This window comes from Serratia sp. BIGb0163, assembly GCF_024809935.1.
GTDB lineage: Bacteria > Pseudomonadota > Gammaproteobacteria > Enterobacterales > Enterobacteriaceae > Serratia > Serratia quinivorans.
Genome location: NZ_JANUDZ010000008.1, coordinates 227,938 through 251,970 on the forward strand (window position 1 = coordinate 227,938; position 24,033 = coordinate 251,970).

At 56.7% G+C, this 24,033-nt stretch carries 22 protein-coding genes; 12 read left to right on the forward strand and 10 right to left on the reverse strand.

The features are described 5' to 3' along the window. The first annotated feature begins 96 nt into the window (after window positions 1-96). From pldA to rhtC, 3 genes are read left to right on the forward strand one after another with little or no spacing between them, the layout of a single operon-like run. Window positions 97-975: a phospholipase A gene (pldA, locus tag M2406_RS22715; protein WP_012004663.1), complete on the forward strand. Its 879-nt coding sequence runs from the start codon at window positions 97-99 to the stop codon at window positions 973-975. A gap of 48 nt (window positions 976-1,023) precedes the next feature. Next, a complete protein-coding gene (gene recQ, locus M2406_RS22720) occupies window positions 1,024-2,856 on the forward strand; it encodes an ATP-dependent DNA helicase RecQ (RefSeq protein WP_017891275.1) in 1,833 nt (610 codons plus the stop codon). A 12-nt stretch (window positions 2,857-2,868) separates the two neighbouring features. Further along, window positions 2,869-3,495 carry a threonine export protein RhtC gene (gene rhtC, locus M2406_RS22725; protein ID WP_017891276.1) on the forward strand — a complete coding sequence of 209 codons (627 nt, stop codon included), beginning with the start codon at window positions 2,869-2,871 and terminating at the stop codon, window positions 3,493-3,495. Between the two features lie 52 nt (window positions 3,496-3,547). On the opposite strand, the gene rhtB is transcribed toward rhtC, so the two are convergent. Next, window positions 3,548-4,168 carry a homoserine/homoserine lactone efflux protein gene (gene rhtB / locus M2406_RS22730; protein WP_012004666.1) on the reverse strand — a complete coding sequence of 207 codons (621 nt, stop codon included), beginning with the start codon at window positions 4,166-4,168 and terminating at the stop codon, window positions 3,548-3,550. Between the two features lie 142 nt (window positions 4,169-4,310). On the opposite strand from rhtB, the gene pldB reads away from it, so the two are divergent. Then, entirely contained in the window at window positions 4,311-5,348 is a 1,038-nt protein-coding gene (pldB, locus tag M2406_RS22735; protein ID WP_259191447.1) for a lysophospholipase L2, read from the forward strand. Between the two features lie 11 nt (window positions 5,349-5,359). Beyond that, on the forward strand, window positions 5,360-6,160 hold the full coding sequence (yigL, locus tag M2406_RS22740; protein ID WP_012004668.1) for a sugar/pyridoxal phosphate phosphatase YigL: 801 nt from the start codon (window positions 5,360-5,362) through the stop codon (window positions 6,158-6,160). A gap of 35 nt (window positions 6,161-6,195) precedes the next feature. Here yigL and glpQ read toward each other — a convergent pair whose 3' ends face one another. Next, on the reverse strand, window positions 6,196-7,275 hold the full coding sequence (glpQ, locus tag M2406_RS22745; protein WP_012004669.1) for a glycerophosphodiester phosphodiesterase: 1,080 nt from the start codon (window positions 7,273-7,275) through the stop codon (window positions 6,196-6,198). 75 nt (window positions 7,276-7,350) lie between these two features. Further along, window positions 7,351-8,706, reverse strand: a complete 1,356-nt coding sequence (gene glpT / locus M2406_RS22750; protein ID WP_012004670.1) for a glycerol-3-phosphate transporter — start codon at window positions 8,704-8,706, stop codon at window positions 7,351-7,353. A 365-nt stretch (window positions 8,707-9,071) separates the two neighbouring features. Between glpT and glpA the strand changes: the two genes are divergently transcribed. Genes glpA through glpC form a run of 3 tightly spaced genes read left to right on the forward strand, consistent with a single transcriptional unit; the run spans window position 9,072 to window position 13,172 of the window. Continuing rightward, window positions 9,072-10,715 (forward strand): anaerobic glycerol-3-phosphate dehydrogenase subunit A, encoded by a 1,644-nt coding sequence (gene glpA, locus M2406_RS22755; RefSeq protein ID WP_012004671.1) that lies wholly within the window; start codon window positions 9,072-9,074, stop codon window positions 10,713-10,715. Next, the gene (glpB, locus tag M2406_RS22760) at window positions 10,705-11,976 is read left to right on the forward strand and encodes a glycerol-3-phosphate dehydrogenase subunit GlpB (protein ID WP_259191468.1); all 1,272 of its coding nucleotides are present in this window, start codon (window positions 10,705-10,707) and stop codon (window positions 11,974-11,976) included. Before glpA ends, glpB begins: the two co-directional genes overlap by 11 nt. After that, a complete protein-coding gene (glpC, locus tag M2406_RS22765; protein WP_259191450.1) occupies window positions 11,973-13,172 on the forward strand; it encodes an anaerobic glycerol-3-phosphate dehydrogenase subunit GlpC in 1,200 nt (399 codons plus the stop codon). Before glpB ends, glpC begins: the two co-directional genes overlap by 4 nt. Window positions 13,173-13,207: 35 nt before the next feature. On the opposite strand, the gene M2406_RS22770 is transcribed toward glpC, so the two are convergent. Together M2406_RS22770 and M2406_RS22775 are read right to left on the reverse strand one after the other, a co-directional pair. Beyond that, window positions 13,208-13,771: a DcrB family lipoprotein gene (locus tag M2406_RS22770; RefSeq protein ID WP_012004674.1), complete on the reverse strand. Its 564-nt coding sequence runs from the start codon at window positions 13,769-13,771 to the stop codon at window positions 13,208-13,210. 137 nt (window positions 13,772-13,908) lie between these two features. Beyond that, the gene (locus tag M2406_RS22775; RefSeq protein WP_012004675.1) at window positions 13,909-14,574 is read right to left on the reverse strand and encodes a 7-cyano-7-deazaguanine/7-aminomethyl-7-deazaguanine transporter; all 666 of its coding nucleotides are present in this window, start codon (window positions 14,572-14,574) and stop codon (window positions 13,909-13,911) included. Window positions 14,575-14,794: 220 nt separating this feature from the next. Here M2406_RS22775 and tusA point away from each other — a divergent pair, with 220 nt between their 5' ends. Continuing rightward, window positions 14,795-15,040, forward strand: a complete 246-nt coding sequence (tusA, locus tag M2406_RS22780) for a sulfurtransferase TusA (protein WP_012004676.1) — start codon at window positions 14,795-14,797, stop codon at window positions 15,038-15,040. On the opposite strand, the gene M2406_RS22785 is transcribed toward tusA, so the two are convergent. From M2406_RS22785 to M2406_RS22800, 4 genes are all read right to left on the reverse strand, one after another. After that, window positions 15,016-16,182 (reverse strand): DUF4056 domain-containing protein, encoded by a 1,167-nt coding sequence (locus M2406_RS22785; RefSeq protein ID WP_259191452.1) that lies wholly within the window; start codon window positions 16,180-16,182, stop codon window positions 15,016-15,018. The two genes, tusA and M2406_RS22785, sit on opposite strands and share 25 nt — an antisense overlap. Then, a complete protein-coding gene (locus tag M2406_RS22790; protein WP_259191454.1) occupies window positions 16,182-17,318 on the reverse strand; it encodes a BamA/TamA family outer membrane protein in 1,137 nt (378 codons plus the stop codon). The genes M2406_RS22785 and M2406_RS22790 overlap by 1 nt, the downstream gene beginning before the upstream one ends. After that, entirely contained in the window at window positions 17,318-18,388 is a 1,071-nt protein-coding gene (locus M2406_RS22795; RefSeq protein WP_017891287.1) for a hypothetical protein, read from the reverse strand. Before M2406_RS22795 ends, M2406_RS22790 begins: the two co-directional genes overlap by 1 nt. A 153-nt stretch (window positions 18,389-18,541) precedes the next feature. Beyond that, a complete protein-coding gene (locus M2406_RS22800; RefSeq protein WP_259191455.1) occupies window positions 18,542-20,857 on the reverse strand; it encodes a zinc/cadmium/mercury/lead-transporting ATPase in 2,316 nt (771 codons plus the stop codon). A gap of 80 nt (window positions 20,858-20,937) precedes the next feature. On the opposite strand from M2406_RS22800, the gene M2406_RS22805 reads away from it, so the two are divergent. From M2406_RS22805 to M2406_RS22815, 3 genes are all read left to right on the forward strand, one after another. Beyond that, window positions 20,938-21,162, forward strand: a complete 225-nt coding sequence (locus M2406_RS22805) for a hypothetical protein (RefSeq protein WP_129939550.1) — start codon at window positions 20,938-20,940, stop codon at window positions 21,160-21,162. 310 nt (window positions 21,163-21,472) lie between these two features. Next, window positions 21,473-22,936 (forward strand): serralysin family metalloprotease, encoded by a 1,464-nt coding sequence (locus tag M2406_RS22810; RefSeq protein ID WP_041418430.1) that lies wholly within the window; start codon window positions 21,473-21,475, stop codon window positions 22,934-22,936. A gap of 52 nt (window positions 22,937-22,988) precedes the next feature. Next, window positions 22,989-23,366: an AprI/Inh family metalloprotease inhibitor gene (locus M2406_RS22815; protein ID WP_017891291.1), complete on the forward strand. Its 378-nt coding sequence runs from the start codon at window positions 22,989-22,991 to the stop codon at window positions 23,364-23,366. Window positions 23,367-23,403: 37 nt separating this feature from the next. Here the strand turns inward: M2406_RS22815 and M2406_RS22820 are convergent, their stop codons facing one another. Then, complete coding sequence (locus M2406_RS22820) at window positions 23,404-24,030, reverse strand: lysoplasmalogenase (RefSeq protein ID WP_012004683.1); 627 nt, start codon at window positions 24,028-24,030, stop codon at window positions 23,404-23,406. Window positions 24,031-24,033: the final 3 nt, after the last annotated feature.

Consider the following 24,033-nt stretch of genomic DNA (forward strand, 5'->3'; position numbering starts at 1 on the left):
ATAAATACACGCCGCACTGCTGTAAAACTCCCTTTGTGTGTAAAATGGCCTGTTTTTATTTCAGAATTTGTCAATTTTGTTGGGGTGAGGAACGTTATGCGCATTTTGTCAGGGTTCATTTTGGCCACGCTGGCGGCGGCTCCGCTGGCTCAGGCGGAAGAAGCCAAAGAGCAGCAAATTCATGATAAGCCGGCGGTGCGCGGCAGCATTATTGCCAATATGCTGCAGGATCACGACAACCCATTCACGCTGTATCCGTATGACACCAACTATGTGCTGTATACCGATACCAGCAATATCAACAAAGAGGCCATCCAGTCCTATAACTGGGCCGATAATGCCCGCAAGGACGAGGTCAAATTCCAACTCAGCCTGGCGTTCCCACTGTGGCGTGGCATTGCCGGTGATAACTCGGTGCTGGGCGCCTCTTATACTCAGCGCTCCTGGTGGCAGCTTTCTAACCACAGTGAGTCATCCCCGTTCCGTGAGACCAACTACGAACCGCAGGTGTTCCTGGGGTGGGCGACCGATTACAGCTTCGCCGGCTGGACGCTGCGTGACGTTGAAGTGGGCTTGAATCACCAGTCCAACGGCCGTTCTGATCCCACTTCACGCAGCTGGAACCGGGGTTATGCGCGCTTTATGGCACAAAACGGCAACTGGCAGGTGGATCTCAAGCCCTGGTTCCGCTTTTCGGAAAGCGACAGCAGTGACGATAACCCGGACATCACCAAATACATGGGCTATTACCGTCTGAAAGTGGGCTATGCCTGGGGTGACAGCGTGTTCAGTGTCGACAGCCATTACAACTGGAACAGCGGTTATGGCGGCGCGGAATTAGGCTGGAGCTACCCGATCAGCAAGCACGTGCGTTTCTACACTCAGGTGTTCAGCGGTTACGGCGAATCCTTGATTGATTACAACTTCCGGCAGACACGGGTTGGCGTTGGTGTCATGCTTAACGATATTATGTAATCCGGCCGTCATAAAGGCGGCGTATCGCAGCAAAAAATGGGGAAGTGTGTGTCAACCGCAGCAGTGATAAACAAAGAGTTGCTGGCCGAGCAGGTATTACGCGATACCTTCGGCTACCAGCAATTCCGACCGGGTCAACAAACGATTATCAACACGGCGATCGGCGGGCAGGATTGCCTGGTGGTTATGCCGACCGGCGGCGGTAAATCGTTGTGTTACCAAATCCCGGCGCTGGTGATGGATGGCCTGACGTTAGTGGTTTCCCCGTTGATCTCATTGATGAAAGATCAGGTTGATCAGTTACTGGCCTATGGCGTCGCCGCTGCCTGCTATAACTCAACGCAAACGCGTGAGCAGCAGCTCGAGGTGATGGCGGGTTGCCGCAGCGGCCAGATCAAAATGCTGTATATCGCCCCCGAGCGGCTGATGATGGACAGTTTCCTCGATCAGCTCGGCGGCAACCCACCTGCCTTGCTGGCGGTGGATGAAGCGCACTGTATTTCGCAGTGGGGTCACGACTTCCGGCCTGAATACCGTGCATTGGGGCTGTTGAAGCAACGTTTCCCTGATATGCCGGTGATCGCCCTGACCGCCACCGCCGACGAATCCACCCGTGGCGATATCGTGCGCCTGCTGGCGCTGCAGGATCCGCTGGTGCAGGTCAGCAGTTTTGACAGGCCAAACATCCGCTATACGCTGGTGGAGAAATTCAAGCCGCTCGACCAACTGTGGCGCTTCGTGCAGGACCAACGTGGCAAAAGCGGCATCATTTACTGCAACAGCCGCGCCAAGGTCGAAGACACCACTGCCCGCCTGCAAAGCCGTGGGCTGAGCGTGGGAGCCTATCATGCCGGGTTGGACAACGACCGCCGCGCGCAGGTGCAGGAAGCGTTCCAGCGCGACGATTTGCAGGTAGTGGTCGCCACCGTCGCCTTTGGCATGGGCATTAACAAACCCAACGTGCGCTTTGTGGTGCACTTTGATATTCCGCGCAATATCGAATCTTATTATCAGGAAACCGGCCGTGCCGGGCGTGACGGCTTACCGGCCGAGGCGATCCTGCTGTATGACCCGGCCGATATGGCCTGGCTGCGCCGCTGTCTGGAGGAAAAGCCCGCCGGGCAGCAACTGGATATCGAGCGCCACAAGTTAAACGCCATGGGGGCTTTTGCCGAAGCGCAAACCTGCCGCCGGTTGGTGCTGCTCAACTATTTTGGCGAAGGTAAACACCAGAACTGCGGCAACTGCGATATCTGCCTGGATCCTCCCAAGCGTTACGATGGGCTGGAAGATGCGCGCAAGGCGTTGTCCTGTGTGTATCGCGTCGGCCAGCGTTTCGGGCTGGGATACATTGTCGAGGTGCTGCGCGGTTCCAATAACCAGCGTATTCGCGAATACGGACACGAGAAACTGCCGGTGTACGGCATTGGCCGCGAGCAGACCACCGAACACTGGACCAGCGTGCTGCGTCAGTTGATCCACCTGGGCTTTATCACCCAGAACATTGCCATGCACTCGGCGCTGCAACTGACCGAGGCCGCGCGCCCGGTGCTGCGGGGTGAGCTGGAACTGCAATTGGCGGTACCGCGCATCCAGAGCCTGAAGGCCCGCAGCAGCAGTAACCAAAAGTCCTACGGCGGCAATTACGATCGCAAACTGTTTGCCAAATTGCGCAAGTTGCGAAAATCGATTGCCGACGAAGAAAATATCCCGCCTTATGTGGTGTTTAACGATGCCACCTTGTTGGAAATGGCGGAGCAGATGCCTATCAAGGCCGGCGACCTGTTGAGCGTTAACGGTGTCGGTCAGCGCAAGCTGGAGCGTTTTGGCGCTCCGTTTATGGCGATGATCCGCGATCACCTCGATAATGACGAAGATTAAGGGCAATAAATCATGCTGATGCTGTTTCTGACCGTGGCGCTGGTGCACCTGATTGCGCTGATGAGTCCGGGGCCGGACTTCTTTTTTGTTTCGCAAACCGCCGCCAGCCGCTCACGTCGTGAGGCGATGATGGGCGTGCTGGGTATTTCACTGGGTATCGTGGTGTGGGCGGGCGTAGCCTTGATGGGCCTGCACCTGATCCTGCAAAAAATGGCCTGGCTGCATCAGATTATCATGGTTGGCGGTGGGATTTACCTGTGCTGGATGGGCTGGCAACTGTTGCGCTCCGCCCGTTCACAAAATGCCCAGTCGGTGCCTGCGGCGGAGGTGAAAGTGGCCTTGCCGAAGCCGGGGCGCAGCTTTATCCGTGGTTTTTTGACCAACTTGTCAAACCCGAAGGCGGTTATCTATTTCGGCAGTGTGTTTTCACTGTTTGTGGGTGACGACGTCGGGGCCGGTGCACGCTGGGGCTTGTTCTTGCTGATCATCGCCGAGACTTTTGTCTGGTTCAGCCTGGTGGCGGTGGTGTTTGCATTGCCGACCATGCGCCGGGGTTATCAACGGCTGGCCAAGTGGATAGACGGACTGGCGGGCGTGCTGTTTACCGGTTTTGGTTTACACCTGATCTTTACCCGCTAAACACGGGCGCACAGATTTTGAGGGCCGAACTGCCATGTTCGGCCCTTTTGCATTATGCCTTTCTGGCCGTAGCCAGCAGCCCGGCCACCAGAATAAACAGTGAACCGAAAATACGGTTCAACAACTGCATCTGGCGAGGCGTCTTAAGCCAGCCGGCAATGCGGGTGGCCAGCGTGGCGTAGCCAATCATGACAAAAATATCTACTACCACGGTGGTGATACCGAGCACCAGGTACTGCTCGGCCTGCGGTTGGTTAGGCAAAATAAACTGTGGGAACAGTGCGGCCAGAAACACGATGCTTTTCGGGTTGGTCAAATTCACCAGCACGGCACGGCGGAACAGACGGCGACGCGGCATAGTGCCTGCCAGCGTATGCAAGTCCAGCGAACCTGCCGCGCGCCATTGTTGAATGCCAAGCCAGACCAGATAGGCGGCGCCGAACCACTTCAGCATTTCAAACGCCAATAGTGACTGCGACACCAGCGCGCCCAGGCCAATGCCCACCAGCACGATATGCAGGCTCAGCCCGACCTGCAGACCGGCAATCGACGCCGCTGCGCCACGATAACCGTGGCTGATACCGGTACTCATGGTGTTAATGGCTCCTGAACCGGGCGACAGGCTGAGGATAAGAGTTGTCAGCAGGTAGGTTAACCACCAGTCCAAGGTCATTGAGGTACTCCCTGAAAGCGCCAATGGCCAATATGTGCCAAAATGGTTCGGTTTTTGTAAGAATTGAATCACAATACGCTAGTATTATTTCTTGTGCCAGAGGTCACATTTTTGCCGCTGGCGGCTCAGGGAAAAGCATTTGATGACGTCGTTTACTCTCAGCACTGATGACTGGTTAACGCGTGAAAAGCAGTTTGCTGCTTTCGCCACGGGACCGCTGCTGGACTTTTGGCGGCAGCGCGAGGAAGGCGAGTTCAGCGGCGTCGGCGGCGTACCCATCCGTTTTGTGCGTTTCAGTTCCTCTCGCCATCATCGGGTGGTGGTGGTAAGCCCCGGTCGTATCGAAAGTTATATTAAATATCCCGAGGTTGCCTACGATCTGTTCCATTGCGGCTATGACGTGATGATTTTGGATCACCGCGGGCAGGGCCGTTCCGGCCGTTTGCTGACTGATATGCACCGTGGTCATGTGATAAACTTTGCCGATTACGTTGATGACTTCGCCCAGTTTTATCAGCAGGAAGTGGTGCCACTGGGTTACCGGCAGCACTTTGCCTTGGCCCACTCGATGGGCGGTGCGATCCTGGCGCAGTTTCTGGCCCGCCAGCCACAGGCATTTGACGCTGCTGCGTTTTGTGCACCGATGTTCGGTATTTATTTGCCGATGCCGGGTTGGATGGCCAACCGCATTCTGAACTGGACGGAGAAACACCCGAAGGTGCGCGATTACTATGCGATAGGGACCGGCCAGTGGCGACCGCTACCCTATGTGGTCAACGTGTTGACCCACAGCCGTGAGCGCTATCGTCGCTGTTTACGTTATTACGCCGATTATCCCGAGTTGCAGGTGGGGGGGCCAACCTACCACTGGGTACGGGAAAGCCTGCAGGCGGGACGAGAAATCATCGCCCAGGCGGCTAAAATCACCACGCCGCTATTATTATTGCAGGCCGGTGAGGATCGGGTGGTCGACAACCGTTCTCATCAGGCTTTTTGTCAGGCATTGTCAGAAGCGGGACATCCCTGTGAAGGGGGAAAACCGCAGGTTATCGAAGGCGCACGGCATGAGATCCTGTTTGAGCGGGACGCGATGCGCGCCGAAGCATTGAGCGCAATCCTGCGTTTTTTTGCTCATCACTTAGGTGGTACCCCAACCGCCGACCACACCATTAGAGGTTAGAAATTACCGCTATGTATCACGTCGTCGCTTCCGATTTAGATGGCACGCTGCTGTCACCCGACCACACTCTGTCCCCTTACGCCAAAGAGACACTGAAGCTGCTGACCCAGCGTGGCGTACATTTTGTCTTTGCTACCGGCCGTCATCATATCGACGTTGCGCAGATCCGCGATAACCTCGAGATCAGCGCCTTTATGATCACCTCCAACGGCGCTCGCGTGCACAACACCGACGGCGAGCTGATTTTCAGCCATAACCTGGCCGAAGACATTGCCCGCGATCTCTACGGTATGCTGCATAACGATCCGGACATCACCACTAACGTTTATCGTAATGACGACTGGTTCATTAACCGCGAAAGTCCGGAGCAGAAAGAGTTCTTTCAGGAGTCCGTCTTCCAGTATCAACTTTTCGAGCCGGGCCTGCTGGAAACCGATGGCGTCTGCAAGGTGTACTTCACCTGTGACGATCATGAAAAACTGTTGCCGCTGGAAGATGCCATCAATGCGCGTTGGGGCGATCGAGTTAACGTCAGCTTCTCGTTCCCAACCTGCCTGGAAGTCATGGCGGGTGGCGTGTCGAAAGGTCACGCATTGGAAGAAGTGGCCAAGATCATCGGCTATACGCTGAAAGAGTGCATTGCCTTCGGCGACGGTATGAATGACCTGGAAATGCTGTCGATGGCCGGCAAGGGCTGCATCATGCGCGACGCGCACCAGCGGCTGAAAGACAAGCTGCCGGAGCTGGAAGTGATCGGCTCCAACGTCGATGACGCGGTGCCGCACTACCTGCGCAAGATGTTCCTGGGTTGATATGAACGGGGCGCCTCGCGGCGCCCCAATCGGTATTACTTGTGCTGGCCCTGCTTTTGCAGGAATTGCACGCCCTTGTCAGGGAAGTCGGTGAACACGCCGTCAACGCCCGCCTGGTTGTAAATCACGTCATACAGTTGATTCACGTTGGTCACGTAGTCCGGCAGCGCATCCGCACGGATGGTGAAAGGGTGCACCGCCAGCTTGTTGGCATGGGCTTCTTTCACCATGTCGGTCAGCACTACCTTGCCCGGCTTGGATTTCTCCGCCACCACCAGCATGTGGTAGTCCGGCCCGATGCCGTCGGCATACTGGGCAATCTGCTTCATCGCGCCCGGCTTGAACATCCAGTCATAGTCATATTCCACCCACTTGCCGTCGGCCTTCTGCTCATAGGTTTCCTGCCATTTGTTGTAGGCGATCAGTTGGATCAGCTTCAGATCCATGCCCATCTTCGGTTCCAGCTCGGTTTTAATGCGTTTCAGCTCGTTGGCGTCGAAGCATTGCAGATAAACGTTGTCACCCTTGCCGGTATAACCGTACTGCTTCAGCACCGCCAGCACTTTGCTGGAAATATCCTTGCCTTCCTGCTTGTGGAACCATGGCGCTTTGATTTCCGGATAAATACCGATGTTCTTGCCGGTTGAATGGTTCAGGCCCTGCACAAACTCGATCTCTTCCTGGAAGGTATGGACGCGGAAATCGGATTTGCCCATCGGGAAACGGCCAGGGTAACCCTGCACTTTTTTACCGTTCTCAATCTCGAAGCCTTCGGTGAACTTCAACGATTTGATTTCCGGCAAGGTAAAGTCGATGGCGTAATAGCGGCCGTCTTTACGTGCGCGGTCTGGGAAACGTTCGGCTACGTCGGTGACGCGGTCGAGGTAGTGGTCATGCAACACCACCAGCTCGTTGTCCTTGGTCATCACCAGATCCTGCTCGAGGAAGTCTGCACCCTGCGCGTAGGCCATGGCCTTCGCCGGCAGCGTGTGTTCCGGCAGATAGCCGCTGGCACCACGGTGGGCGATCACCACCTTGTCGGCGGCCTGTGCGGCGCTGACCATTGAGGTGGCCAGGATAATCCCTGTCAGCAGGGCTTTGACTTGAGTCCGCATATTGTTGTTCTCCATATTGTAGGTGGCAAAAAGGCCGCGGTGCGGCCTTTAAATAATGCGAAAGTGGTATGACGCTTAACCGCGTTTGTTGGCAGCGATTTCCGCGTGGTGTTTTTTCTCGCTCAGCATGGTCAGTAACAGCAGAACTACTGCACCGACGCTACCGCCGATCATCACCATAAAGCCGCCGTCCCAACCGAAGTAGTCAACGGTGTAGCCGACGATGGCGCTGGCTGCGACAGAGCCGCCCAGATAACCGAACAGACCGGTGAAGCCCGCCGCAGTACCGGCCGCTTTCTTCGGCGCCAGTTCCAGTGCGTGCAGACCGATCAGCATCACCGGCCCGTAAATCAGGAAGCCGATGGTGATCATGCAGGCCATATCGATGCCAGGGTTACCGACCGGGTTGAGCCAGTAAACTACGGTGGCGATGGTGACCAGGGTCATGAAGAACACGCCGGTGGCGCCACGGTTGCCCTTGAACACCTTGTCCGACATCCAGCCGCACAGCAGGGTGCCCGGAATACCGGCATACTCGTACAGGAAATAGGCCCAGGAAGACTTATCCAGCGTGAAGTGCTTCACTTCTTTCAGGTAGGTCGGTGACCAGTCCAGGATGCCGTAACGCAGCAGGTAAACGAACACGTTGGCCACGGCGATGTACCACAGCAGCTTGTTCGGCAGGATGTACTGCATGAAGATTTGCTTGGCGGTCAGCTCTTCTTCCGCTTTCTCGCTGTAGTCGTCCGGATAATCGTTTTTGTATTCTTCGATCGGCGGCAGGCCACAGGATTGCGGAGTGTCACGCATCAGGGCAAAGGCGATCAGGGCCACCAGGATGGCACCGAAGGCCGGCATATACAGCGCTGCATGCCAGTCGTTGAACCAGGCCATGCCCAGCAGGAACAGCAGTGGCGGCAGACCGCCACCCACGTTATGGGCACAGTTCCAGACCGAAACGATGCTGCCGCGCTCTTTCTGCGACCACCAGTGCACCATGGTACGGCCACATGGCGGCCAGCCCATTCCCTGGAACCAACCGCACAGGAACAGCAGCACGAACATGACCGCGATGCTCGAAGTCGCCCATGGCACGAAGCCCATGAACAGCATCACCGCGGCAGCCAGGATCAGGCCGGCGGGCAGGAACACGCGCGGGTTGGAGCGGTCAGAAACCGACCCCATGATGAATTTGGAAAAACCGTAGGCGATGGAAATACCGGACAGCGCGAAACCGAGGTCACCGCGGCTGAAGCCCTGGTCGATCAGGTAAGGCATGGCCAGGGTGAAGTTCTTGCGCACCAGATAGTAGGCGGCATAACCGAAGAAAATCCCCATAAAAATCTGCCAGCGCAATTTACGGTACAGCGGGTCGACTTTGTCGACCGGCACACGGGAAATGTGTGCTGCCGGCTTAAAAATACTCAACATGAGCGCCTCCGATGGCTTTATCTAGTTATCACATCAATATGACCTTTTACGTTCATTTGATGATTGAGCGGATATCGAATGTGGTGTTTTTTTGTTCCATAACGAGCGTCATCCTAGTCAAAACAGCCTGGTGTCGCTGTGATGGATGGCGCAATTGTTACACTTTTATGAAACACCGGCGGATTTTGAGCGATTCGTTAACGTTATGAAATAGAAAAACGCCTAAAAATCGTGATTATGATCACATTCATGGTTTTTTGTGGACATTTGGTTTTCGTTTCGAGTTCGTTATTGTTCCTTATCAAACAAAGACCCCAATGACTGTGGCTCAATAGGCTAATAATCACGGATCCTGAGAGAGCCTCATGAGCAGCCATTCACCGGATAACGAAACGGATGTGATCATTATTGGCGGCGGCGCGACCGGTGCGGGCATTGCTCGTGACTGCGCGCGTCGTGGCCTGCGTTGCATACTGCTGGAGCGTCACGATATTGCCACCGGTGCCACTGGCCGTAACCACGGGCTGCTGCACAGTGGAGCACGCTATGCGGTGACCGACGGTGAGTCGGCGCGCGAATGCATAGAAGAAAACCAAATCCTCAAGCGTATTGCGCACCACTGCATCGAACGTACCGATGGGCTGTTTATTACGCTGCCGCAGGATTCGCTGGCCTATCAACAACAGTTTATTGCCTCCTGCCACAGCGCCGGTATCAACGCCGAAGCGATCGACCCACAGCTGGCGCTGCGTCTGGAGCCGGCGGCCAACCCGGCTCTGATCGGTGCGGTGCGGGTGCCGGACGGCACTGTCGATCCCTTCCGTCTCACCGCCGCCAATATGCTCGACGCCCGTGAGCACGGTGCGCAGATCCTCACCTATCATCAGGTAGTCGGTTTGCTTCGCGCTGGCGATCGCGTTACCGGGGTGCGCGTTTTCGACCATCAATCTGCACAGCGCTACGATATTCATGCCGAAGTGGTGGTCAATGCCGCGGGCATCTGGGGCCAGCAGATAGCGGAATATGCCGATCTGCGCATTCGCATGTTCCCGGCCAAGGGCGCTTTGCTGATCCTCGGCCACCGCATCAACAACATGGTGATCAACCGCTGCCGCAAACCGGCGGACGCCGACATTTTGGTGCCGGGCGACACCATCTCGGTGATTGGCACCACTTCCACCCATATTGATTATGACCAGATCGACAACATGCTGGTGACGCCGCAGGAAGTGGACATTCTGATCCGCGAGGGGGCGCTGCTGGCGCCGGAGCTGGCGCAGACGCGTATTCTGCGCGCCTATGCCGGTGTGCGCCCATTGGTAGCCAGTGACGACGACCCCAGCGGCCGCAACGTCAGCCGCGGCATCGTGCTGCTCGATCACGCCAGCCGCGACGGCCTGGAAGGCTTTATCACCATTACCGGCGGCAAGCTGATGACCTACCGGCTGATGGCGCAGTGGGCGACCGATAAAGTGTGCGAAAAGCTCGGAATCGACAGCCCCTGTACTACCGCGCAGGAAGCCTTGCCCGGCTCACGGCAGTCGGCGGAGGAAACGGTGCGCAGCGTGGTTTCCCTGCCTGCCAGCATTCGCGGTTCGGCGGTTTATCGCCACGGCGACAGGGCCAGTCAGGTACCGGCCGGCGATCGGCTGGATAACAGCCTGGTGTGCGAATGCGAAGCGGTCACCGCCGGTGAAGTGCGCTATGCGGTAAATTCCCTCACCGTTAATAACCTGGTCGATCTACGCCGCCGCACCCGCGTCGGCATGGGCACCTGCCAGGGGGAGCTTTGCGCCTGCCGTGCCGCCGGGCTGCTGACGCGTTTTAACGTCACTACCCCGCAGCAGTCTATCGATCAGCTATCGCATTTCCTTAACGAGCGTTGGAAAGGGGTAAGACCGATCGCCTGGGGCGATGCGCTACGTGAAAGTGAGTTTACCAGTTGGGTTTATCAGGGATTGTGCGGGCTCGATGCCCGGGGGGAACAGGAGGCCGATGATGCGATTTGACGTAGTGGTGATTGGCGGTGGCCTGGCAGGCATGAGTTGTGCCATTCGATTGGCAGAGCAAGGTAAGCGCTGCGCCGTGGTCAGTTCAGGCCAGAGTGCACTCTATTTTTCATCCGGATCGCTTGATCTGCTGGCGCAGCTGCCCGACGGCACCCTGGTGGAATCACCGTTGATGGCGCTACCGGCACTTGAGCTGCAAGCGCCACGGCATCCTTATGCGCTGATCGGCGCTGAACGGGTGGCCGCACTGTCAGATGATGCGGCTCTGCTGTTGCAACGCTGCGGCTTGAGCCTGCAAGGCAGCAATGAGCGTAATCATCTGCGGGTGACTCCGCTGGGTACGCGCCGGGCCACCTGGCTCAGTCCTCAGGCGATTCCGGTCACGCCGTTGGCCGGCGAACTAGCGTGGCAAAATATCGCGGTGATCGGCATTGAAGGGTTTTTGGATTTTCAGCCACAGCTGGCCGCCAGTTCCCTGATACAGACGCTGGGCATCAAGGCGGAAGTGGCTTATATGCACTTGCCGGCGCTGGATCGGCTGCGTAACAACCCCAGTGAGTTCCGGGCGGTGAATATCGCCAGAGTACTGGATCTGCCGGAAAACCTGACGCCGATGGCAGAAGAAATGCGCCGGTTGGCCGGTGATGCCGAGGCGATTTTCCTGCCTGCCTGTCTGGGGCTGGAAGATGATAGCGCACTGGCCGCGTTGCAGGCGGCGGTGGGTAAACCGATTCTGCTGTTACCGACGTTGCCGCCTTCGGTTCTGGGTATGCGCCTGCATCAGGCGCTGCGTTCGCGTCTGCAGCAACTGGGCGGCGTTTTTATGCCGGGTGACAGCGTACTGCGGGCAGATATCGAAGCCGGGCGAGTCACTGGCCTCTATACCCGCAACCATACCGATATTCCATTGCTGGCGCAGCAGGTGGTGCTGGCCAGCGGCAGCTTCTTCAGCAACGGGCTGGTGGCGGGCTTCGACGGCATACGCGAACCGGTGTTTGGGCTGGATGTCGACAGCCGTGCGGATCGCGCAGACTGGAGCGATCACAATCTGTTTGCTCCGCAACCCTATTTGCAATTTGGGGTACGTACCGATAACCGACTGCGTGCCTTAAGGCAGGGGGAGCCATTGAGCAACCTGTATGCCATCGGCGCAGTGACCGGCGGCTATGATCCCCTGCAGCAGGGCTGCGGTGCGGGTGTTTCGCTGATTGGGGCGCTGTACGTCGCGCAACAGATTGCGGCACAGGAGGAGCGTCCATGAGCCTGCATAAAGACAACAGTTTTGAGAATTGCATCAAATGCACCGTCTGTACCACCTATTGTCCGGTGGCCAAGGTGAATCCGCTCTATCCGGGGCCAAAACAGGCGGGGCCGGACGGTGAGCGCCTGCGACTGAAGGATCCGGCGCTGTATGATGAGGCGCTGAAGTATTGCACCAACTGCAAACGCTGTGAGGTGGCCTGCCCGTCCGACGTCAAAATCGGCGACATCATTCAGCGCGCCCGTGCCGACTTTGCCCAGAGCAAGCCCACGCTGCGTGACGCTATCCTCAGCCATACCGATCTCATGGGCTCGCTGTCGACGCCGTTTGCACCAATCGTTAATGCCGCTACCGGGCTTAAACCGGTGCGTGCCCTGCTCGACAAGGCGCTGAAGATTGATCATCGGCGCGAATTGCCAAAATACTCGTTTGGTACCTTCCGCCGCTGGTACCGTCAGCAGGCTCAGACCCAACGGCGTTATGCCGAGCAGGTGGCGTTCTTCCACGGCTGCTTCGTTAATTACAACCATCCGCAACTGGGCAAGGATCTGATCAAGGTGTTCAATGCGATGGACATCGGCGTGCAGTTGCTCAAGCGGGAGAAATGCTGCGGCGTACCGCTGATCGCCAACGGTTTTATCGCCCAGGCCAGGAAACAGGCCAAAGTGAACGCCGAATCGCTGCACGAGACGGTGTTGGAGCGGGGTATCCCGGTCGTGGCAACCTCATCGAGCTGTACTTTTACCCTGCGTGATGAATACCCGCACCTGCTGGACGTGGACACCTCGGCGGTGCGTGAACGGGTGGAGCTGGCGACGCGCTATCTGTACCGCCTGATCAATCAAGGGCGCCAACTGCCGCTGAAGCACACGCCGCTGCGGGTGGCCTATCATACGCCATGCCATATGGAAAAAATGGGCTGGACCGCCTATACGCTGGAGCTGTTGCGGCAGATACCGGGGCTGGAACTGGTGGTGCTGGACTCGCAGTGCTGCGGTATTGCCGGAACCTATGGTTTTAAATCGGAGAACTATGAGACATCGCAGGGCATTGGTGCGTCGCTGTTCCGCCAGATAGAGGAGAGCGGGGTGGATTTGGTGGTCACTGACTGCGAAACCTGCAAATGGCAAATCGAGATGTCGACCAGCAAGCGCTGCGAACATCCGATCACTCTGCTGGCGCAGGCATTGGCTTAAGGGCGCAGCAGTTGTGAACTGCGCCCCGGAAAAGTTTATTGCTTCAGTTTCAGCGTTTTGATGATGCCTTCGGCCTCGCTCTGCGCCTGCTGCTGGTTATCCGCCGGCAGCGTCACCTGAATGGTCAGCATGTTGTTGTCCAGCGTGCCGATCAGGATAGAGGAGTAGGCTTTCTCGCCGCCGCTGGTGATGATGCTGTCCAACTGACGCAGCGGAACACCGTTAACGTCGATGGCTTTGTTGGTGATCACCTGCAGGTTGGCGTCGCGCGAGCGCTGGGTATCTTCCAGACGCTTGCTCAGGGTTTCCAGGCTGTCGGCCGTTTTATCGCCGAGGATCACGATCAGTGCACGCTGGCCGGTACTGTCGGCGTAAACGTGCATGTTGTTCGCCTGATTACCCAACTTGCCGCTTTGGTCCGCCATGCCCGCCGGCAGGGTGAACGCCAGCTTGCCATCCAGCAAGCTTACCTGTTGCCCGGCTGGGGCGCTGGCTGCGGCATCGCCTGCCGATGCCTTGGTGTCTTTGGTTTCGCCGTCACAGGCCGCCAGGCCAAGCACTAACAGGCTGATACCCATCAATTTTGCTACTTTACGCATTGGGCTTCCTTCTTCCTTTCAGGTAGGGGTTCTCTCACGTATCGCAACCTATTCCAGGTTGAAATGCAAGCAGAGGTTGTCATGGCGGATGGTGATGGCGGCCTCCGGGGGGGGCTGGCCGCCAATAATAACATGGGTCAGCCGGGTTGCAGGCTGCCGTCGTTCTGGCGGGCGGCAATGCGCTTAAGCAGCATATTCAGCAGTACGCCGTACATCGGCAGGAAGAACAGCAAGCAGATCAGTACCTTGAAGCTGTAATCCACCAGCGCGATTTCAACCCAGTTGTTAGCCATAAAGGCGTCGCTGCTCTTGTAGAACGCAATAAAGAAGAACGACAGGGTATCGCTGATGTTACCGAGGAACATGGCGGCGGCAGGAGCGACCCACCAGGCGCTGCGCTGACGCAGGCGATTGAAAACGTGGACGTCGAGGATCTGACCGAGCACATAAGCCATAAAGCTGGCGACGGCGATACGGGCGACAAACAGATTAAAGCTACCCAAGGCGGCAAAGCCCTGCCATTCACCCTGATAGGTGACGGTGGAGATCACGTAAGAGATGAACAACGCCGGTACCATCACCGAAAGAATGATGCGTCGCGCCAGCGGAGCGCCGAAAATACGCACCGTCAGATCGGTCGCCAGGAAGATAAACGGAAAGGTAAAAGCGCCCCAGGTGGTATGAAAGCCGAAAATGGACATCGGCAACTGCACCAGATAGTTACTGGAGGTAATGATGACAATATGGAACAGCGATAGCCAGACCAACGCGGTAAGGCGCTGCCGAGCAGTAAACGAATACATGTTGTAGCCTTTTTAGCAGTGGGGTGAGGGAACCCAGAATGTCTTTTCTGCGCCGAGAAATAAGCGTCGCGGCCGCATGATACGCGTTTGCGCAACCAATGCAATGGTTAAATTTAACGCAAACGTTAACGCATCTTGCACAGAAAAACTACCGGCGTAAACTATGCGCTAATGAGATGTGGCGAGCGTTCGCCGATCGTTTTCGACCGAGAAAAATTGCATGACTGACTTATTTGCCCAGGCCGACCAGACGCTTGATGCGCTGGGGCTGCGTTGTCCTGAACCGGTAATGATGGTGCGCAAAACCGTGCGCCATATGGATAACGGTGAAACTCTGCTGATCATCGCTGACGATCCGGCTACCACCCGTGACATTCCGGGGTTCTGCCGCTTTATGGAACATACGCTGGTGGCGCAGGAAACCGACACCGCGCCTTACCGCTATTTGTTGCGCAAAGGCGTTTGACGTTTATCACCGCCTGTTTGCCTGGCGTTTTGTAATATTTGCTGTGCGTCTGCTGCGCGAGCATGCAATGCCAGGCCATTGAAGTCCTGTGGGCGGTAATAGTGGGCAGGTGCCGGAAGATGTCGCATGTCATCCGTCGGCCAGAGTTGCAGCTCGCCCAGACTTGCCAGACTGAACTCCTGAAGCTGTAGCGGTAACGTCAGGCGCTGTGGGGCGGTCTTTTCGAACGGGGGCAGCGCAGGCAGGCGATTGCTTCCGGTGGCGTAATCCCGTTTTAACACCAAAAACTTCTCCGGCACCCGGCGATGGCTGTCCCACCAGTCGCCGTCAATACCGTCAAACTGCCGCTGGGTCGCCGCGATGGATACCGCGCCAAGCTGGTGCAGAGCCTGAGGGAGCAGCCTCTCCATGGCGCTGTTGTAGGCAGTGAGAGACGTCGCCTGTCCTTGCAAAATTGCATCGATCGCCAGCCGTGCCCCCAGCAGATTGGAATACAAATCTTCCGGCGAAAAAGCCGAGACCTCCTCAGAAAATCCCGGCACGGAACGGTAGCCATACCACTGTGCAATCTCATGCCATGCCGCCATTTGAAAGGCGATCTCTCCTGCCAAATAGGCCGCCAGCGTATAGCGCTGTGCTGCATCCTGAGGTGGGCTAAAGGCGTTAAGCTGTATGCGACGCGTTGCCAGCTCAGGGCTAAGGTCGATATGCCACTGCTGACCCAATCGGGGTAGCAGTTGGCTGAACAGGAAAAGGGTATTGTCGGCGGTATCACGGACGTGGGCGATATCGATAAACCCTCCCCGGTGGGTGTAGATCAAGCCCAATTGCTCACTGCCAATGCCCAGCAAGTTGCTGATGGCGTTGAAAGCGCTGTCGTTATAGTGATGGGTGCCAAGCCGGTCGGCATCCACCAGGTTACCTAATTGATAAAACGGCACGGGAATACCCCAAGCTTGCGCTTTGAGGTTATAGCCAAAGGCGCAGCAGGGGCGCAAACCTCCCGGTGGTGGCAGTGGCGCGGCCACCGGCCAGACAATTTGGCTTTCACCGGTGGGTTGCGAAGTGATCAGCGTTTCCAACGGTTTGGCGGGCAGCGAGAGGGGCAATAACAGAAAAAATAGCAGTGCAACAGAACGCATTAAAAAGCTTCCCCAACCTGAAAGTAAAATCCGCTGCTTCCACGCCCGACGCCAAAATCGAGCCGTACGTTCATTTTCGGTTTGAATTCAAAACGGTAACCCGCTCCCAGCGTAGGCAACCAGGGACCACGGCCCAGATCGCCGGCCTTGCTGCTTAGCGTTCCGGCACCGGCCCACAGCACGTACCCGTGCCGCCAGTTTAGCTTGCGACGATATTCGACCTGGCTACTGAACACATTCCTGTCGCGGTAGCGGCCTTGATAATAGCCACGCATTCGTTGGTCGTCCCCCAGCTCAGACAGCCTGTCCCAGGGGACCTCGCCAGTGGTCAGGCGGCTGAAGGCATCCAACGCCAGCACGCTTTTCGCACTCAAACTGTGGTAGGCATTGTATTGGCCTTCAACGGCATTGAAACGGCTGTCACCGCCCAACTCCGGTGCAAAATAAGTGTCGCTCAGGCGAAAAAACTGGCCCCGACTGGCATTGGAAACGAAATCACGGGTGTCGTAACTCAGCGAACCGCTGATTCCTGAACTCAGTGAGGACACACCGGCGTTTTGGGCCCTTAGCAGGCTGCTGTCACCCTCATCGGGATCGCTGGCGTGAGTTGAGGAAAAGTCCCAGCCGATTCCTGCGTAGGTAGCGCTGGCAATGCGGTACAACAGCTGTGGCGCTATCTGGAATGACTGTTGAGTGTACTTTTCCTTGTTCCCCTCGTTATACCCAGCCTGGTAGCCGGTGCCCCAAAAGTAGGTGGGCATATTATTGAGAGAGCCGTCGGCGAAGAAACGCCATTGGTCGTCAGCGAAAAAACTGTGGTTTTGGAAACCGACACCAAAGGCCCCCGTCGAGCTGACAAAGCCTTTTAACGCCAGCGTCGAATTTTGGCTGACGTTGTCGTGGCTGTCCGGCCGATAGATCCCAACGATAGCGGTACCGAGGCCAAGACCGAGTTCGGGAGTATAAAACGGGCCAGGCAAGACACCCCAATCGATGGCTTTGCTGCTGTCGAAACGGTTGTCAGACCCCAGAGGGGCCAACATTTCATCTACTTGCTGACGTGACAATAAAGCGGCATCAACACCGGGCAACAGGACTAACAAGGCCAGGGGTAAACTGCGGGTAAATATCGCCATCAGAAGCGATATTCACCGGAAACCATGAAACTGTTGCGTTGGCTAAAGCCAAACTCGGTCAACACGTTGAAGTTTCGTGTGATCTCATATTGCGTGCCAACCAGGACATTCCATGGGGATTGCAGATGCTGCTTCACCTCGAAACGACCTTCGCCTTTCTGATTGGCCAGGGCCATCAGCGACTGCAGTTCTGCCGGCATTCTTAGATCAGACAGGCTGCCTTTGAACTCTTGTTGCACGTCCTGATACATGGTGCCGACCCAGAGGTTTAGATGACTCTGCCCACGGATACCGGGCACCAGGAAACGGTAACCTACGCGGGGTGACACCGTCAGCGCGGAAATCTGGCCGTCGAGGATATCGAAACTGGTTCGGGTGTAGTTGGTATCGACCGAGGCGAACCAGTTGTCATATCCCCCGACTATTGTGGCACCCGCGCCGTAAGTGGTGCCCTTGAAATCAAGTTTGAAATCCAGATCGCGCAGTGTCCCTTGCTTATTCATGCCGTGTACGACATTGGCGATGATTTTTTCCATCATTTCTGAATGTTGGCTGGGATCGGCATCAACGGAGACCTGGGACAAAGAACTGCCTTTGGTATGGCCGACGATGCCGTAAACATTGAGGAACGGCAGCACCCAGGTATCCAGACGCATGGTTTCCGTTTTGCTCTGTTCGCGGGTTTTGCCCACATCGATTTTGAACAAATTTGACGGCAGATTGAATGTATCCCAACCCAAGCCGGTAAAGTTGATGCTATCGACTTCTATATTCTGCCGCATGTTCATGTAATTGACGCCGATGCCAAAGGGTTCCGGCAGGTCATAGCCGCGAGCTCGCGCTTCATCGCCCCAAATGGGCAGCAGGCGATGCTCTGGTTGGGGCTGGGATTTTTCGGCGGTTACTGCTGTATGGCTGGCGGCGGGTAGCACCCCTTGGGTAAATGGGGGGCGCTGGGCCTGGTCAATCAATTGTTGCGTACTGTCGGTTTCAGGCTGCTGTGCAAAGCTCAGGGGGGAGAGCAGGGTCATTGGAACAAATAACAGATAGGTATAATTAAAGTTTTTCATATTTAGGCTCTTGGCATTTAAGGGTGGGGCATCCTTGACGGTCCCGTCATGCAAGTGCGCGAGAATATAGTAAAACCCTACAGTTAATAGTGCATAAAATGCGTCACATCATGCGCCCTGTAGTCTGGCGCATGATGTGGTTTTCATAGGGTATTATTGACGTTTCTTCAGCAGCCGCAGGGCATTGGCGGTGACCAGCGCGGTGGCGCCGGAGTCTGCCAGCACCGCCAGCCACAGGCCGGTCAGCCCCAGCAGGGTGGTGATCAGAAATACCCCTTTCAGCCCCAATGCAATGGTGATGTTCTGCCGAATATTGGCGTGCGTCGCGCGTGAGATGCGGATCATTTCCGCCACGCCCACCAGCCGGTTATGGGTCAGCGCTGCATCGGCGGTTTCCAGTGCCACGTCGGTGCCGCTGCCCATCGCGATACCGATGCTGGAGGCTTTCATCGCTGGCGCATCATTGATACCGTCGCCGATCATTGCCGTTGGGCGCAGTTCACTCAGCTCGGTCACCGCACGCACTTTATCTTCCGGTAGCAGCCCGGCACGGTAATCCAGCCCCAGCTCAGTGGCAATCGCCGCCGCTGCACGCGGGTTGTCACCGGTTAGCATCACTCCGTTGATCCCTAATGCTTTCAGCTCGGCAATCGCCTGTTTGGCATCGCTACGCAGCGTGTCGCGCAGTGCCAACAGGCCAATCGGCACGCCGTCTTCCAGCACCACCACCGCCGTTTTACCGGCGTTTTCCAGCTGTTCCACCTGATTGACAGCCTGCTGACTGAGCAGGCCTGCGGCCAACTTGGCCGGCGCACTGATCAGCAGGGTTTTGCCGTCGATAACGCCCTCTACCCCAACGCCTGCCAGCGCGCGGCGACCCTGTGCCAGTGGCAGAGGCGCGCCATACTGTTCTGCGCGGTTGATGATGGCCTGGGCCAGTGGGTGATGGGAACCGGCCTCGACGGCCGCGGCCAGCGTCAGCAACTGCTGTTCGCTGATGCCGTTGAGCGGCAGCACATCGGTCACCGTCGGTTTACCTTCGGTCAGCGTGCCGGTTTTATCGAAGGCGATGGTTTGCACCTGGCCCAATTGTTCCAGTGCCGCGCCGCCTTTAATCAACGCACCACGTCGGGTAGCGGCTGCCAGCCCGGAGGTGATCGCCGCCGGGGTAGAGATCACCAGCGCACAAGGACAACCGATCAGCAGCAGAGTCAGGCCGCGATAAATCCAGACATCCCAGGGCTGTGCATACAGCAACGGTGGCACCAGGATCACCGCGATGGCCAGCAGCATAATGGCTGGGGTGTAGTAACGGCTGAAACGGTCGAGGAAACGTTCGATCGGCGCACGGCGCTCTTCGGCTTCTTCAATCAGTTGCAGAATGCGGTCGATGGCGTTTTTGCCCGGCTCGGAAATGACCTTCATCTGCGCGGCCTGATCGACCGACAAACTGCCCGCCGCGACTTTCTGCCCCTGTTGACGTTCGACCGGCACCGACTCGCCGGTCAGGGCGCTTTCGTCGAAGCTGGCGAACGGGTTGAGCAGTTCGGCATCGGCCGGCAGGCGGCCACCGGGCGCAATTTCAATCACATCGCCGGGGCGCAGGCTGGCAACCGGCACGCGTTTGCGCTCCGTGCCCTGCAGCAGCAGAGCGTCTTCCGGCACCAACTCCATCAGTGCCTTCACACCACGGCGTGCGCGGTTGGCTGCGTAAGACTCCAGCATCTCGCCGACCATAAACAGCAGCAACACCATCGCCGCCTCGGCGGTGGCGCCGATAAAGAGTGCGCCAATGGCCGCGACGCTCATCAGGGTTTCGATGGCAAACGGCGTGCCGGAGCGGATCAGGCGTACCGCCTTGGTGGCAACCGGAGCCAGACCCACCAGCGTGGTGGCGATAAAGGCAATGCGGCTCAGTTCAGGGTTGACCATGCTGAGCGCCCAACTGACGATCATCAGCGTGGTGAGCAGCAGCAGTGGACCAAACTCCCCGAGGCGCGATGTTTTTGGCTGGTCGGCTTGGGAGGTCTGGGTGCCGAGCAGGGTGAAACCGGCTTGTTTCACCGCGTCCTGAATGCGCAGGCTGATATCGGATTGAGCATCGACCACCAGTTTTTCGGTGGCGAACAGCACGCGAGCATTATCGACGCCTGGGAGCGCGGTTACGGCATTTTCAATTTTTTTGGCACAGCTTGGGCAGTCCATGCCGGTGACTTTCCAGCTGTAGCGCCGGCTGCCGGAGAGAGGGGCGGCAGCCAGCCTGTCGCTTTCCTCATCCGGATCTTCATGACCGTCAGTGTTGCACCCGCCGGCACCGTGATCGTGCGTGTGGGCATGCCCACTATGGCTGTCGGCACTTTGCTTTTCACTGCTGCAGCCGTGCTGGGTTTTGCTGTGGCTGTGGTTGCAACCGCAGCCGCCTTCCGCATGGTGATGTTCCTGATGATTATGCTTTTCATGGTTAGTCATAGCGTCCCCCTCCGGGCCGTTAATGAAGTTCATTGGGCAGACTCTACACCCTGGAGTCAACTCCAGAGTCAAGCGGCGGGATGAGAATTATTGCTAACTGTGAGGCGGGCGCTATCGTGGGTGGCGCAAGGCCGTTAGACGAAAAAAGAAAATGGTATTCCCTTAGAAACTTAAAAGTCCCGGCGGCTAATAATAAAGAGTTATTAATCTATAACTCTTTAGCTAAATTTAACTTTTCGTCACTTAAAAGCCAGCACGATCCGCTTGCACCTGCAGGCCGCATTTTTGTTGAAGTTTGTTGCTAACTTGTGACTGTCAGGTTTCATTTAGATTGTAAGTATCGCCAAAAACCAGCATAACTCTCCTTCGTTATGAAAATATATAGCTGATTATTTTATGTTCAGTTTTGCGCGCCTGCCTATAATTGGAATCGATTACCATTTATGGCGGTAATCTTATTTGCTGATATATATGCATTAATTCTATCTAACACACTGCCGGTAACGGCGCATAAGTCCCTTCCGGTTAATCGGCGGAACCTTCTCCGTGGCTGACCGGTAGGTTATGTCTATCTGTCTGATTGATAACGATCAGATAATGAGTGGAATCGAACCAATGCAATCTACTAAAAAGGCAATTGAAGTTACTGAATCCAGCCTCGCAGCAACAGGATCTGGCTACAATGCTGTAGACGATCTGTTGCATTACCACGAGCGTGGCAACGGGATCCAGGTTAATGGCAAGGACTCATTTTCTAACGAACAAGCTGGGCTGTTTATTACCCGTGAGAACCAAACCTGGAACGGTTATAAAGTTTTTGGCCAGCCGGCTAAATTAACTTTCTCATTCCCGGATTATAAATTCTCCTCCACCAACGTCGCCGGCGATACCGGGCTGAGCAAGTTCAGCGCGGAACAGCAGCAGCAGGCGAAACTGTCGCTGCAATCCTGGTCTGACGTGGCCAATCTCACCTTCACCGAAGTTGCCGCCGGCCAAAAGGCCAATATTACCTTCGGCAACTACAGTCAGGATCGTCCCGGCCATTATGACTATGGTACGCAGGCCTACGCTTTCCTGCCCAATACCATCTATCAGGGCCAGGATCTGGGCGGCCAGACCTGGTACAACGTCAACCAGTCCAACGTCAAACATCCGGCCAGCGAAGACTATGGCCGTCAGACGTTTACCCACGAGATTGGCCATGCGCTGGGCCTGAGCCACCCAGGTGAATACAACGCCGGGGAAGGCAACCCAACCTACAATGACGTTACCTATGCCGAGGACACCCGCGAGTTCAGCCTGATGAGCTACTGGAGTGAAACCAACACCGGTGGTGACAACGGTGGGCATTACGCGGCAGCACCGTTGCTGGATGACATTGCCGCCATCCAGCATCTGTATGGCGCCAACCTGTCGACCCGTACCGGTGACAGCGTCTATGGCTTCAATTCCAATACCGGCCGCGATTTCCTCAGCACCACCAGCAACTCGCAGAAAGTGATCTTTGCTGCCTGGGATGCGGGCGGTAATGACACTTTCGACTTCTCCGGTTACACCGCCAACCAGCGCATCAACCTGAACGAGACGTCCTTCTCCGACGTGGGTGGGCTGAAAGGCAACGTGTCTATCGCGGCGGGCGTGACCATTGAGAACGCCATCGGCGGTTCGGGCAATGATGTGATCGTCGGCAATGCGGTCAACAACGTGCTGAAGGGCGGCGCGGGCAACGACGTGCTGTTCGGCGGCGGCGGGGCAGATGAGCTGTGGGGCGGTGCAGGCAAGGATATCTTTGTCTTCTCAGCGGTCAGCGATTCCGCGCCGGGCGCTTCCGACGTGATCAAGGATTTCCAGAAAGGCACTGATAAAATCGATCTGTCGTTCTTCAATCAGGGCAAACAGAGCGGTGACCAAATCCACTTCGTCGATCATTTCAGTGGCTCTGTGGGTGAAGCGTTACTGACTTACAATGCTTCGAATAATGTCAGCGATTTGGCGCTGAATATCGGTGGCCATCAGACGCCGGACTTCCTGGTGAAGATCGTGGGTCAGGTAGACGTCACCACTGATTTTATCGTGTAACAGTGAAGATAACGCCCGGCGCAGTCTGGCCGGGCGTTATGCGGGAGCCGATATGAAAGGCAGTTTGGCGCGTACCGCCATAATGGCGGGAAATATGATGGTAACGGGGGCAGCTATGGCCAGCAGTTTGGTTCTTCCTTCCGCGCAGTCTCTGGCGGGTCAATGGCAAGTCGCCGATGCGCAGCAGCAATGCCAGATCGAATTTCTGGCCAGCGAACAGAGTGCAACCAATGGCTACCCATTGATTGATCGGCAAAATTGCCTGAAAAAAGTGTTAACGGCTGAGGTGGTCGGCTGGCGTCCGGCACCGGATGGCATTGCTTTACTGCAGGCGGACGGCAGCACGCTGGCTTTTTTTTCGCGGGATGGGGACGTTTATCGTAACCAACCTGGCGCAGATGGCGGCCTGACGCTCAAGGCTCTGGCTTAGTAGCAGCGGGTTCGGCAGCCGAACCCGCCCTGAGTCACTACAGGTACAGCGAACGGACAATCAGGAAATGGCCGGAGAAATAGCAGAAGGCCACCAGCGCATCGGCTGCGCGGAAGCTAAAGCGATAGCGATTAAGCAGCCAAATGACGTTGGCCAGCAACAGCAGTGAGGTCCCTGCCAGCAGTGAGAAACCGAAATCGGTGCTGCGCATGAAATACTGTTCCCCTGCCAGCCACACCATTAGCAGCGTCATTGCGACCAGGGTGGCAATCGGCCAGCGCATCTCTTCCAGCCGGGTCCAGATGGTCGCCAGCAACAGCACGCCAATCACCAGCAGCGCCAGTGGCAGTGGCCAAAACAGGCTGAAGGTCATCTGACTGGCAAAGCTCAGGGTATACAGCAGGCTCGACAGGAAAAATGCGCCGATGGCGTACAGCACCCGTTCACGCGGCAGCAGCAACAGAGCGTCGCCGAGCAGCGTCGCCAACAGGCCGAGAACGATCAGATAGCCTGCCGCACCCAATACCGGCGCTTGCCAGGCCAGCAATAACAGCAGCAGCAGAGTAACAGGTTTAAATACCCAACGTTGCCAGCGTGGCCCACGGTAGGAGGCGTCGACGAACAGCCAACCGGAAAAGAATACGGCAAGGAACGGCCAACTCATATG